General features: G+C 29.4%; 15 protein-coding genes and 1 tRNA gene. 7 read left to right on the forward strand and 9 right to left on the reverse strand.

What is annotated here, in order from left to right; all coding sequences use genetic code 11:
- Positions 1–435: 435 nt before the first annotated feature.
- From PHEL85_RS18165 to PHEL85_RS17805, 4 genes are all read left to right on the forward strand, one after another.
- Positions 436–588 (forward strand): hypothetical protein, encoded by a 153-nt coding sequence (locus tag PHEL85_RS18165; RefSeq protein WP_036826809.1) that lies wholly within the window; start codon positions 436–438, stop codon positions 586–588.
- Positions 589–600: 12 nt separating this feature from the next.
- Positions 601–831 (forward strand): putative signal transducing protein, encoded by a 231-nt coding sequence (locus tag PHEL85_RS14495; RefSeq protein ID WP_036826811.1) that lies wholly within the window; start codon positions 601–603, stop codon positions 829–831.
- Positions 832–889: 58 nt separating this feature from the next.
- Positions 890–963: transfer RNA gene (locus PHEL85_RS14500), tRNA-Arg, on the forward strand.
- 133 nt (positions 964–1,096) lie between these two features.
- On the forward strand, positions 1,097–1,327 hold the full coding sequence (locus PHEL85_RS17805; RefSeq protein ID WP_036826813.1) for a hypothetical protein: 231 nt from the start codon (positions 1,097–1,099) through the stop codon (positions 1,325–1,327).
- A gap of 372 nt (positions 1,328–1,699) precedes the next feature.
- On the opposite strand, the gene PHEL85_RS14510 is transcribed toward PHEL85_RS17805, so the two are convergent.
- The 5 genes from PHEL85_RS14510 to PHEL85_RS14530 all read right to left on the reverse strand — a co-directional run bounded on the left by PHEL85_RS14510 (position 1,700) and on the right by PHEL85_RS14530 (position 4,561).
- Entirely contained in the window at positions 1,700–1,972 is a 273-nt protein-coding gene (locus PHEL85_RS14510) for a hypothetical protein (RefSeq protein ID WP_036826816.1), read from the reverse strand.
- 2 nt (positions 1,973–1,974) lie between these two features.
- The gene (locus PHEL85_RS14515; RefSeq protein ID WP_036826818.1) at positions 1,975–2,250 is read right to left on the reverse strand and encodes an ATP-dependent Clp protease adaptor ClpS; all 276 of its coding nucleotides are present in this window, start codon (positions 2,248–2,250) and stop codon (positions 1,975–1,977) included.
- Positions 2,251–2,273: 23 nt separating this feature from the next.
- Positions 2,274–3,110 (reverse strand): 50S ribosomal protein L11 methyltransferase, encoded by an 837-nt coding sequence (gene prmA, locus PHEL85_RS14520; protein ID WP_036827899.1) that lies wholly within the window; start codon positions 3,108–3,110, stop codon positions 2,274–2,276.
- 77 nt (positions 3,111–3,187) lie between these two features.
- The gene (gene tpiA / locus PHEL85_RS14525) at positions 3,188–3,946 is read right to left on the reverse strand and encodes a triose-phosphate isomerase (RefSeq protein WP_036826821.1); all 759 of its coding nucleotides are present in this window, start codon (positions 3,944–3,946) and stop codon (positions 3,188–3,190) included.
- A gap of 114 nt (positions 3,947–4,060) precedes the next feature.
- Positions 4,061–4,561, reverse strand: coding sequence for a TlpA family protein disulfide reductase (locus PHEL85_RS14530; RefSeq protein ID WP_036826824.1), 501 nt, complete (start codon positions 4,559–4,561; stop codon positions 4,061–4,063).
- Between the two features lie 104 nt (positions 4,562–4,665).
- Between PHEL85_RS14530 and pyrF the strand changes: the two genes are divergently transcribed.
- On the forward strand, positions 4,666–5,484 hold the full coding sequence (pyrF, locus tag PHEL85_RS14535) for an orotidine-5'-phosphate decarboxylase (protein ID WP_036826827.1): 819 nt from the start codon (positions 4,666–4,668) through the stop codon (positions 5,482–5,484).
- A 68-nt stretch (positions 5,485–5,552) separates the two neighbouring features.
- Here pyrF and PHEL85_RS14540 read toward each other — a convergent pair whose 3' ends face one another.
- The 4 genes from PHEL85_RS14540 to PHEL85_RS14550 all read right to left on the reverse strand — a co-directional run bounded on the left by PHEL85_RS14540 (position 5,553) and on the right by PHEL85_RS14550 (position 9,118).
- On the reverse strand, positions 5,553–6,263 hold the full coding sequence (locus tag PHEL85_RS14540) for a DUF4197 domain-containing protein (RefSeq protein ID WP_036826830.1): 711 nt from the start codon (positions 6,261–6,263) through the stop codon (positions 5,553–5,555).
- 53 nt (positions 6,264–6,316) lie between these two features.
- Positions 6,317–6,481 (reverse strand): DUF5522 domain-containing protein, encoded by a 165-nt coding sequence (locus tag PHEL85_RS17900; protein ID WP_162179439.1) that lies wholly within the window; start codon positions 6,479–6,481, stop codon positions 6,317–6,319.
- A gap of 90 nt (positions 6,482–6,571) precedes the next feature.
- Positions 6,572–7,108, reverse strand: a complete 537-nt coding sequence (locus tag PHEL85_RS14545; protein WP_036826833.1) for a DUF4136 domain-containing protein — start codon at positions 7,106–7,108, stop codon at positions 6,572–6,574.
- Positions 7,109–7,120: 12 nt separating this feature from the next.
- Complete coding sequence (locus tag PHEL85_RS14550; protein WP_036826835.1) at positions 7,121–9,118, reverse strand: urocanate hydratase; 1,998 nt, start codon at positions 9,116–9,118, stop codon at positions 7,121–7,123.
- Between the two features lie 17 nt (positions 9,119–9,135).
- Between PHEL85_RS14550 and PHEL85_RS14555 the strand changes: the two genes are divergently transcribed.
- Positions 9,136–9,510: a hypothetical protein gene (locus tag PHEL85_RS14555; protein ID WP_316931389.1), complete on the forward strand. Its 375-nt coding sequence runs from the start codon at positions 9,136–9,138 to the stop codon at positions 9,508–9,510.
- 72 nt (positions 9,511–9,582) lie between these two features.
- Entirely contained in the window at positions 9,583–13,146 is a 3,564-nt protein-coding gene (locus tag PHEL85_RS14560; RefSeq protein WP_036826842.1) for a methylmalonyl-CoA mutase family protein, read from the forward strand.
- The last annotated feature ends 53 nt before the right edge of the window (positions 13,147–13,199 follow it).

The following is a 13,199-nucleotide window of genomic DNA, read 5'->3' on the forward strand; positions in this document are numbered from 1 at the left end:
CCCCTTTAAAAACTAACATATTTATACAACATAGCTATTTATAAGTTTAAATAATAAACCTAATAAAAGAAAATAAAGTTTCATATTATAATAAAAATAATTATTTGTATTATAAATAGTAAATCAAATTAATTAATAATTAATATTCCATTTGGTAATCATCTCTCAATCACTATATATTGATAAAACAATATAAAAATTAACCCATTTTACGAACCCAAATACCCAAAACCACTATGATTATTATCTTAATTAAATTTATCAAAACGTTGTCTGAAATTATATTTCAAATTCTATTTTAATTCAAAAATAAAATTCAAAAGAAATAATTAAAGAACAGAAACAGAGAAAGAAAAGTAACTTAGCTTTAAACAACTCAATCTTTAAGGAGAGAGTTGTTTATTTTTAGTAAATTTAATAACTAATTTACGAACAATGAAAAAACAGGCTTTTAAAACTCTTGCAAAGATTAATAAATTGATCTTACCTTCCTTCACAAAAAAAGGACTGGACATTTCTAAAGCATCAAAACTTCAACTAGCTATTGTTGGATGGAGAGCTTTTGTAACTAAAAATTCGTTAAACTAAAAAACAAAAATTATGACAGAAGAATATACAAAAGTATTTACAGAAAGTACAATTATAGTAAAAAGACTTCATACCATATTAAAAGAAGCAGGAGTTTCTTCTAGATTATCAGACAGGGTTGAATCTGCAAGACTAGGTGGTTTTGGAGTTCCTCCAAATTCAGTTGAATTATTCGTATTAAATGAAGATATAAAAAAGGCACAACCTATTATAGATTCTTTTAAAGAAAAAATAAATTCATAAAAAATTGAAATAGCCTTTCTGTTTTCAAAAAATGCTATTATATTTGCACCCGCTTTAAGGCCATGTGGCGCAACTGAATAGCGCACTTGATTACGGCTCAAGAGGTTCTAGGTTTGAATCCTAGCATGGTCACAAAAAAACTCATCTTTTTAAGATGAGTTTTTTCTTTTTACAATATTCTGTAAATGGAAAAGACCCTGAATAAAAATTCAAGGCCTTTTCGTCTAACCAAACTTAGTATAAAAACTAACTACTACTATCTTTAATGATCTTTACAGATCCAAATATTATACCTATTAGAAATAATATTCCTGACAAACCATCTATAGGCAAACCTGGAGGTGGTGGAGGTGGTACTGGAGGTGGAACCATTTGTCCAAATCCTAAAGCCGGAAGCAAAAAAATTATTAAAATTGCTATGATTTTCTTAATCACCATTTATTATCTCACATTTATAAGACTCTTATTCTTTCTAAAAGTCACTACAAATAAATAATAAATCTGACTTTTCTGTAAATCTTTTCGACGAATGACGCTTTAATGAAGATATTGTCTTTAGTTTAGACGATATTTGGAAATGCTCTAATTGTATTTACAATCAAATAAAACTAGCATTTAAAGGACTTTCACGCTAATACACCTTAAATACTTTTTCTTTCTTCAGTTAAAAATTGAAAAAATAAAATCTATATAATATTCCTAAATAAATTTAAAGGATGAGTTAAAATTTAAAGAGAAATTAATTAGACTGACCATATAACCAATTCTTTCTTGGAGTAATCTTATTTTTTTAATGATGGAAATTCTCTTTGCTGAAGGAAATTATTTTTTATAGTGATACTCAAAAAAAATCTAGCATAAGAACAGTTTAATCTAAATACTGCTTAATAGCAATACGATGTTCTGGAATACTTTTATCGTAATTTTCTATCAACAATTCTAGAATTTCTGGTGATTTTGAGCCGATATCTTTTTTATGATGATATCTTGATACATACAAGTTGTAAGATTCTCTATTTTTTTCGAAAATTAAAAAATGTGTCGCATTTAATTCTGTATAGCTAATTTCGTTTCCAGAAAAAGCATCTGATTTATCTACTATAAATTCTGAAAACTCATAATACTTAAAAACGTTTTCCATAATTACACCAATTCAGCAGATAAACCTAGTTGTAATAATTTAGAACATCTTGGTTCTAAATCTTTAAGTTCACCTGATTTAACAGTACATTTTCCTTTGTAATGTACTAAAGTTGCACACTGTTCTGCTTGTTCGAAGGAATGATCACAAACAGAAACTAAAGATTCTATTACATGATCAAATGTATTTACATCATCATTATGCAAAACTATTTCATGCTGAAATACTTCTTGCTCTAAAACATCAACTTCTTCTTGGATTTTTTCTTTTGTACTCATACTATAAAAATAGAAAATATTTTTTATTCTTTATTATATTTTAACGCAACCCAATTATTTCTTTCAATAAATGTTTCTAACTTTAAATTATATTTAGAAACCTCAGCATCTATTATTGGAATATCTTCTTGATAAAATCCACTTAATAGTAAAACTCCATTTTCATTTAAACAATTTGCATAAACCTTCATGTCAATCAATAAAATATTTCTGTTGATATTGGCAATAATAACATCATATTTTTTATTGATTAAAAGTGATGAATCTCCTTCATAAACGGAAATATTCTTACAATTATTGCGAGAAACATTTTCTAAAGAATTCTCATAACACCAATTATCAATATCTATTGCATCTGTAGGATTTGCTCCTTTCATTTCAGCAAAAATTGCTAAAATTCCGGTTCCACACCCCATATCTAACACTTTTTTATTTTCTAAATCTAAATTTAATAAATGCTGAACCATCATGTGTGTAGTTTCATGATGACCTGTACCAAAACTCATTTTTGGTTCTATTACAATATCGTATTTTAAATTTGGATTTTCATGAAATGGCGCACGAATACTCACTAAATCATCCACCTGAATAGGTGTAAAATTCTTTTCCCATTCTGCATTCCAGTTTGTCTGAGCTACTTCATTTTGATTATATTCAATAGAAAACTCATCAGAATTTAAAACAAAAATATTCTCAAGAATACTATTATTCCAATCTTCTTTTTGAATATACCCTGTAACTCCGTTTTCATTCTCAACAAAACTCTCAAAACCAACATTACCCAATTCTGCAATTAGAATTTCTGTGGCAGGTTCTTTTGGTGTTACTGTAAAATTGTATTCTATATAAATGTTATCCATAAATTTATTGTAAAAAAAATGCATCAAGATTTAAAATCTCGATGCAAATTTATTGTAAATATCTTTAAATACTATATTTAAATAGCTTTAATAATTCCTGTAAAATCATCAACATTTAAAGCAGCTCCTCCAATTAAACCACCATCTACATCTGGTTTAGAGAAAATTTCTTCTGCATTTGCAGGCTTAACACTTCCTCCGTATAAAATAGAAACAGCGTCTGCAACTTCTTTATTGTATTTTTTCTCGATAATACTTCTAATAAAAGCATGCATTTCTTGTGCTTGTTCTGCACTTGCAGTTTCTCCTGTACCAATTGCCCAAACAGGTTCGTATGCTAAAATGATACTTTTCCAAGCATCTGCTTCTAAATGAAATAATGCATTTGTTAATTGACTTTCTACTACTTTAAAATGATTTTCAGATTTTCTATCTTCTAATAATTCTCCAAAACAAAAAATAGTTTCTAAATCATTTTCTAAAATTGCATCAACTTTAGCCGCTAAAGTTTTATCTGTTTCATTAAAATAAGTTCTTCTTTCTGAATGTCCTAAAATAACTGTTTTAATACCGATAGCTTTTAACATATCTGCTGAAATTTCACCTGTAAAAGCACCACTTTTTGCTTGGTGCATGTTTTGTGCAACAACTTCAATCTTAGATTTTTTAGCGGCTCTTATAGATGCAGATAAGTTTACAAAAGTAGGAGCAACAATTACTCGAGTGTTTTTTAATTTCTCTTCTTTAATTGCTTTCTTTAAATCTTTGATAAGTTTTTTACTTTCTTTCTTATCATTATGCATTTTCCAGTTTCCTGCTACTATTTTTGTTCTCATAATTTTTATTTTATCACCAAAAAGGTTTGTATTAATTTCTGTTTAATTATGATGTAAATTTAAGAAATGGAAAAACAAAAATCGTTGAGAAAAACAAATAGTTACTAAAACGTTTTATATAGATTTTTTTAATGCTGTAATTATATCATTATCTGATGCATTAGTGGCTTTAAAGAGTATTATTTCTCCATTCTCATCAAGAACTATATATCTAGGAATCCAACTAACATTTAAGAAATTTACCAAATCACCATCTTTCATTCCTTTTGGCAAATTAAAATGTTCTCCTTTTAAATTGTATTTTTTTACACCTCGTTTCCAAGAACCAATTCTTTCATCAACAGATAAAAACAAAAAAACTACTTCTGGAAACTCTTTTTGTAATTCTTTTACCTTTGGCATTCCTGCTAAACAATCTCTACACCAAGAAGCCCAAACATCAATTAAAATTTTTTTTCCTTTATGTTCATCTATAACTTCTTTAAAAGTCGATGAAACATCATTTAAACTAAATATTTTTTCATTTAGTGCTTTTTCTGAAAATTCTGTTGGAGTTTCGAAATTACAACTCACAAAAAACAGTAGTAAAACTAAAATTGATAATTTTTTGAACATAAATTTATTTTTTACTTTTTGTCATCAAATATATCTATTACTTACAATTTGACTCTTTATTTAAAAACAAAAATACCTACTTTTGCCTAACTTTTAGAAAACAGATGAGAACACAAGAACTTATTGCCCAAATTAAAAAGAAAAAATCATTTTTATGTATTGGATTAGATGTGGATTTAAACAAAATTCCGTCGCATCTTTTAAAAGAAGAAGATCCTATTTTTGAATTTAACAAAGCAATTATTGATGCAACTCATCATTTATGCGTTGCTTACAAGCCTAATACCGCTTTTTATGAAGCTTATGGCATTAAAGGTTGGCAATCATTAGAAAAAACGATACAATATTTAAACAAAAATTATCCAGAAATTTATACAATTGCAGATGCAAAACGTGGAGATATTGGAAACACCTCTACCATGTATGCCAAAGCATTTTTTGAAGACTTAGCGTTTGATTCTGTTACGGTTGCCCCTTATATGGGGAAAGATTCTGTAGAACCTTTTTTAGCTTTTGAAAATAAACATACTATTATGTTGGCATTAACTTCTAACGAAGGTGCTTTCGATTTTCAAACAAAAAAGGTTGATGGAAAAGAGTTATATAAACACGTTTTAGAGACTTCTAAAGGATGGGAAAACTCGAAGAACTTAATGTATGTTGTTGGTGCTACAAAAGCTGAATACTTTAAAGAAATTAGAAAAATTGTACCTACTTCTTTTTTATTAGTCCCTGGTGTTGGTGCTCAAGGTGGTAATTTACAAGACGTTTGCAAATATGGTTTATCAGAGAATATTGGTTTACTAATTAATTCCTCACGTGGAATTATTTATGCTTCAAACAACACTGATTTTGCTGTTAAAGCGGCTTTAAAAGCTGAACAATTGCAAAAAGAAATGTCAGCAATTTTAACTGAAATGTAATAATATAATAACAAAAAAAGAGGCTATATTTATTAAATACAGCCTCTTTTTTTGTTATTATATTATTTCTATTTATTGTCTTGCAAAGCAAATACTTGCTTTAACAATGCTGTATCTCTTAATCCTACTTTTTCACGAATTCCTTTTTCCTCAACTTCAATCATTGTAAAAACTCCTTTTAAAGCTTGGTTTGTTACATATTGAGTTAAATCTGGATTCACTTTATTAACAAAAGGAATTGAATTGTATTTAGAAATTAAATTACTCCAAACTTTATCTGCCCCCACTTTACCAAAAGAATTTTTAATTACTGGACTAAAACTTGCCGTTAAATTATCGGTTGTTTTTCCTTGCAAATACGTTGTAGCTGCATTTTGATCACCTAATAAAATATTTTTAGCATCAGCAAATGTCATATCTTTTACTGCATTTACAAAAATTGGAGTTGCAGTTTTTACTGCATCTTCTGCTGCTCTGTTTAAAACTTTAATTCCTTCATCTGCTAAATTACCCAAACCAATTTTACGCAAACCTTTATCTACAGCTTGTAATTCTTCTGGCAATAAAATTTTAACTAAATCATTTTTATAAAAACCATCTGTAGATGTTAATTTAGATACTTGGTTTTTTATTCCATTGTCTAAAGCTTGTTTTAAACCATTACCTATTTGTTCTTGAGACAAAGCTCCTCCACTAGGTAAACTACTAACTACTTTTTGTAATTCTGCACATCCTACAAACTGAAGTACAACCACTAAAACTAAAATTCTTTTTATCATTTTTTTTTACTTATTTATTATTATGAAACTATTTTCTATATAAAGTCACTTTATTATTTAAAAGTATCTGTTTTTTTATCATAACCAAAAGGACAATGCTTACATCCACTTTTACAACAATATCCTCTTTTTAGATGGTACTTTTCTGTAAATACCCTATAACCTTGTTCATTTAAATAATAATCTCCTTCTTCTAATGGAATTCTTTGATTATACATAACACATTCTATTTAACCATAAAATAGGTGTTGCAAAAATAACTTTTTAATCCATAAAAAAAAGCGTTCATAAGAACGCTTTTTAAACTTTTATTTTTCTTGCCCTGGAGGAAACCTAGAAATAATTTCTTTAACAAACTCTTTAATTCTTACTTCCTTTTTCTCTCTATTCTGAAGTTTTAAAGCTCCAGTACCAATTCCTTGCCAAACCAATTCTTTCTTTTCTTTATCAATAAAATCGATAAATAAAGTTCCTTCTGTGTATTGGCTCACATTTACACTCGTATTCATTCCTCCCCACCAAGGGTTCCAACCCCAACCAAAACCTACATTATTTTGATTTTGATTTACATTTACTTTCTCTCTAGATTTTGTAAAAATACCAACCAACATATCTGGGTTTGAAGATTTTGTAAATCCTTTTGCTAACAATTCTGTTTCTATAGCTCTTAAAATTCTTTTTTTGTCTAAATCAGAAATTTTAGCTTTATCAATTTCTGGTTTATAAAAAGCAAAGGTTTTGTATTTATTAAAATCTACTTTAGAGTCATAATCTGTAACCACTTTTACCGAGTTACAAGAATATAATAAAACGATACTTAAAATTAAAAGAATACCTTTTTTCATAATAATTAGTTTTTAAGTTATTAAATCTATTAAAGCATCATCTACAGTATTTGCAAGTGTAACTTTTAAGTTTTTTTCTGCTTTCATTGCTCTTTTAATTGCAAAAACAGCTTCTTTATTTCTTGCCCAACTTCTTCTTGAAATCCCATTATTTACATCCCAAAAAAGCATTGATTCTAAACGCTTTGACGCTCCTTTACTACCATCAAGAAGCATGCCAAAACCACCATTTATAACTTCTCCCCAACCAACTCCTCCTCCATTATGAATAGAAACCCAAGTTGCACCTCTAAAACTATCGCCAATTACATTCTGAATAGCCATATCTGCTGTAAATTTAGATCCATCATAAATATTAGATGTTTCTCTATATGGAGAATCTGTACCCGAAACATCATGATGATCTCTTCCTAAAACAACTGCTCCTATTTTACCTTTTTTAATAGCCTTATTAAATGCTTTTGCTATTTTAATTCTTCCTTCTGCATCTGCATATAAAATTCTTGCTTGCGAACCTACAACCAATTTATTTTCTTGCGCTCCTTTAATCCATTGAATATTATCAGCCATTTGTTGTTGAATTTCTTTTGGAGAATTCTTTCTGATTTTTTCTAAAACTTTACACGCAATTTCATCTGTTTTTGCTAAATCTTCTGGTTTTTGAGAAGTACAAACCCATCTAAATGGACCAAAACCATAATCAAAACACATTGGTCCCATAATATCTTGCACGTAAGAAGGATATTTAAACTCTTTTCCTATTGTAGGATTTTGACTCATAACATCTGCTCCTGCTCTACCTGCTTCTAACAAAAATGCATTTCCATAATCGAAAAAATAAGTTCCTTTTGCTGTATGTTTATTAATTGCTGCAACATGTTTTCTTAAAGTTTCCTGTACTTTTTCTTTGAATAATGCTGGATTTTTAGCCATCATTAAATTCGCTTCTTCAAAAGAAACATCAACAGGATAATAACCTCCAGCCCAAGGATTATGTAATGACGTTTGATCACTTCCTAAATCAATAAAGATATTTTCTAAATCAAATTTCTCCCAAACATCAACAATGTTTCCTAAATATGCAATTGAGATTGTTTCTTTATTTTCTTTTGCTGATTTTACTCTTAAAACCAATTTATCAATATCTGATATAACTTCATCAACCCATTTTTGTGAATAACGAGTTTCAACTGCCTTTTCATTCACCTCTGCACAAACAGTAATACAACCTGCAATATTTCCTGCTTTTGGTTGTGCTCCAGACATTCCTCCCAAACCAGAAGTTACAAATAAGTTCCCTTTTGGTTCTTTGTTTATTTTTCTAAATCCGTTTAAAACTGTAATTGTTGTTCCATGTACAATTCCTTGTGGACCAATGTACATATAACTTCCTGCAGTCATTTGTCCATACTGAGAAACACCTAACGCATTCATTTTTTCTAAATCATCTGGTTGCGAATAATTAGGAATTACCATACCATTTGTAACCACAACTCTTGGTGCATTTTTGTTGGATGGAAATAATCCCATTGGATGACCAGAATACATTGTTAAAGTTTGTTTATCAGTCATTTCTGATAAATATTGCATCGTTAATAAATACTGTGCCCAATTCTGAAAAACAGCTCCATTTCCTCCATAAGTTATTAATTCATGTGGATGCTGTGCCACAGCAACATCTAAATTATTCTGTATCATTAACATAATAGCTTTTGCTTGCTCAGAATTTCCAGGATATTCATCAATATCTCTTGCTTTCATTTTATAATTTGGTCTGAATCTATACATATAAATTCTACCATATTCTTCTAATTCTGATGCAAATTCTGGCAATAAAACCTTGTGATGTTTTTTATCAAAATAGCGTAATGCATTTTTGATTGCTAACTTTTTTTCATCGAGAGATAAGATATCTTTTCTTTTTGGTGCATGATTCAACTCTAAATCATACTCTTTTGGTTTTGGTAAAACAGCTGGAATTCCTTGTTGAATTTCTTCTTTAAATGTCATTACTAAACTTAATTTGTGTGGATTATCAAATATATTTATTTTGGACTGATATTTGTTTGACTACTATTATGATTTTTATTTCTAAATATATGGTTCCAAATGGTTTTGTTGGAATTACGCTTTTTCCTTTTATCTTTCTAAAAAAGGTACACTTAAAGCAAGATAAAATTCTTATCAATCATGAAAAAATTCATTTAAAACAGCAAAAAGAGTTATTAGTTCTATTTTTCTATATTATTTATGTTTTAGAATGGATTTTTAAATTTTTTATTTATAAAAATAGTTATCTTACTTATCAAAACTTAAGTTTTGAACGTGAAGCTTATCAAAATGAAAGCAATCTACTTTATCTAAACAGTAGAAAACCTTGGGATTTCATTAAATATTTTTAATTAATTTAAAGAATCTTTGTGTTTTTTAATAATTCCGTAAATTGCAAGCCTAAAATTAAACATTTATTACGAATGACACAAATTACACCTTATAAACCTAAATATAAAGTACGTATTGTAACTGCTGCTTCTCTTTTTGATGGACATGATGCTGCCATTAATATTATGCGTAGAATTATTCAATCTACCGGAGTAGAAGTTATTCATTTAGGTCATGATAGATCTGTAGAAGAAGTGGTTAACTGCGCCATTCAAGAAGATGTAAATGCAATAGCTATGACTTCTTATCAAGGAGGACATAATGAGTATTTTAAGTACATGTATGATTTATTACAAGAAAGAGGTGCAGGTCATATTAAGATTTTTGGTGGCGGAGGTGGTGTAATTCTTCCTGAAGAAATTAAAGAATTGATGGATTATGGAATTACACGAATTTATTCTCCAGATGATGGACGCGAATTAGGTTTACAGGGAATGATTAATGATTTGGTTGAAAAGGCTGAAGAAGCCTCCCTTACCCCTACCAAAGAAGGGAAACACTCTACTGGAAAAGTGTGTAATGAAGATGGAGGTTGGTTGTTGGAATTAGGTAATGAGAGGGTTTTAGAAAATTTAAAAAACAAAGAAATTAATACAATTGCAAGATTAATATCACTTGCAGAAAATAACCATACAGATTTCGCAAAGATTTTTTCCCCTTTGGGGAAATTAAAAGGGGCTTCTGTTCCTGTTTTAGGAATTACAGGAACTGGTGGCGCTGGTAAATCTTCTTTAGTTGACGAATTAGTGAGGCGGTTTTTAATTGATTTTCCAGAAAAAACAATTGGGTTAATTTCTGTTGATCCATCAAAAAGAAAAACAGGTGGTGCACTTTTAGGAGATAGAATTCGAATGAATGCTATAAATAACGCCCGTGTTTATATGCGTTCTTTAGCAACTCGTCAATCTAATTTAGCATTGTCTAAACATGTAAATGAAGCCATTGAAGTTTTAAAAGCTGCAGAATTTGATTTGATTATTTTAGAGACATCTGGAATTGGACAATCTGATACTGAAATCATAGAACATTCTGATACTTCTTTGTATGTAATGACACCAGAATTTGGAGCTGCAACTCAGTTAGAAAAAATTGATATGCTAGATTTTGCAGATTTAGTTGCCATCAATAAATTTGATAAAAGAGGAGCTTTAGACGCAGTTAGAGATGTGAAAAAACAATATATGCGTAACAATAATTTGTGGCATATCAATCAAGATGATTTACCTGTTTTTGGAACAATTGCATCACAATTTAACGATCCAGGAATGAATACTTTGTACAAAAGTATTATGGATAAATTGGTTGAAAAAACTGGTGCAGATTTAAAATCAAACATGGAAATCACCAAAGAAATGTCTGAAAAAATCTTTGTAATTCCACCAAAAAGAGTTCGTTATTTATCTGAAATTGCAGAAAACAACAGAGATTATGATAAAAATGTTGATGAACAAGTTATTGTTGCTCAGAAATTATATGGAATTTATCAAACTATTCTATCTTTAACTGATGTCATTTCGACTGAAATGGAGAAATCTCTATTAACAAAATCTGGATTAAATATTGATGAAATTTTTCGACAGGCTCAAAATGACAAATCAGTTGTCATTTCGACAGATGAAGGAACGACTGACGAGAAATCTCAAACTTTTTTCCTAAAATTATTACTTGCTCAATTTGAAAAAGTAAAACTAAACTTAAATCCTTATAACTGGGAAGTAATTTTAAACTGGCAAGAAAAAGTTCAGAAATACAAAAACCCAATTTACACATTTAAAGTTCGTGATAAAGAAATAAATATTGAAACGCATTCAGAATCACTTTCACATACACAAATACCAAAAGTAGCATTACCTAAATACAAAGCTTGGGGAGATTTATTACGTTGGAATTTACAAGAAAATGTTCCTGGAGAATTTCCTTACACAGCAGGATTGTATCCGTTTAAAAGAACTGGAGAAGATCCTACAAGAATGTTTGCAGGAGAAGGAGGTCCAGAAAGAACAAATAGAAGATTTCATTATGTAAGTTTAGGAATGGATGCAAAACGTCTTTCTACTGCTTTTGATTCAGTTACTTTATATGGAAATGACCCTGGACACAGACCAGATATTTATGGAAAAATAGGAAATGCAGGAGTTTCTATTTGTTGTTTAGATGATGCAAAAAAACTGTATTCTGGTTTCGATTTAAGTCATCATATGACTTCTGTTTCTATGACCATAAATGGGCCAGCACCAATGTTGTTAGGTTTCTTTATGAATGCTGCTATTGATCAAAATTGTGAGAAATATATCAAAGAACATCAATTAGAAAATCAAGTTGAAGCTACTTTTATAGAAGTTTATGATTTAAAAGGATTAGAAAGACCAAAATATCAAGGACAATTACCAGAAGGAAATAATGGTTTAGGTTTGATGTTGTTAGGTTTAACTGGAGATCTGGTTTTACCTTCTGAGATTTATCAACAAATAAAAAAAGACACTTTAGCACAAGTTAGAGGAACTGTACAAGCAGATATTTTAAAAGAAGATCAAGCGCAAAATACGTGTATTTTTTCTACTGAATTTGCTTTAAGGTTGATGGGAGATGTTCAAGAATATTTTATTGAAAAACAAGTTAGAAATTTCTATTCCGTTTCTATTTCTGGGTATCATATTGCTGAAGCTGGCGCAAATCCTATTACACAATTGGCATTGACTTTATCTAACGGATTTACGTATGTAGAATATTATTTAAGTCGCGGAATGGACATTAATAAATTCGGTCCAAACTTATCATTTTTCTTTTCTAACGGAATTGATCCAGAATATTCAGTAATTGGTAGAGTTGCTCGTAAAATTTGGGCAAAAGCGATGAAATATAAATACGGAGCAAACCCAAGAGCACAAATGTTAAAGTATCATATTCAAACTTCCGGACGCTCTTTACACGCGCAAGAAATCGACTTTAACGATATTAGAACTACGCTTCAAGCTTTGTATGCAATTAACGATAATTGTAATTCTTTACATACAAATGCCTATGATGAAGCCATTACTACTCCAACTGAAGAATCTGTTAGAAGAGCAATGGCTATTCAGTTAATCATCAATAAAGAATTAGGCTTAACAAAGAATGAAAACCCAATTCAAGGAGCATTTATTATTGAAGAATTAACGGATTTAGTTGAAGCTGCAGTTCTGGAAGAATTTGATAGAATTACAGAACGCGGAGGCGTTTTAGGTGCTATGGAAACTATGTATCAACGCTCTAAAATACAGGAAGAAAGTTTGTATTACGAAACTTTAAAACACAATGGAGATTTCCCTATTATTGGGGTAAATACATTTTTAAGTTCTAAAGGATCTCCAACTGTTCAACCAGAAGAAATTATTAGAGCTACAGAAAAAGAAAAGCAATTTCAAATTCAGACTAAAGAAAATTTGAACAAAGCAAATCCAACGAAAGTTGAAAAACAAATTGCAATTTTACAAGAAGCTGCTATTCAAAATGAAAACTTATTTGAGAAATTAATGGAAGCAACGAAAGTTTGTTCTTTAGGACAAATTACACAGGCTTTATTTAAAGTTGGTGGACAATATAGAAGAAATATGTAGAAGGCAATGCCTTCAGATAATTATAAAAACCCACTCAATTTGAGTGGGTTTAT

It is taken from the genome of Polaribacter sp. Hel1_85 (genome assembly GCF_000766795.1).
Lineage (GTDB): Bacteria > Bacteroidota > Bacteroidia > Flavobacteriales > Flavobacteriaceae > Polaribacter.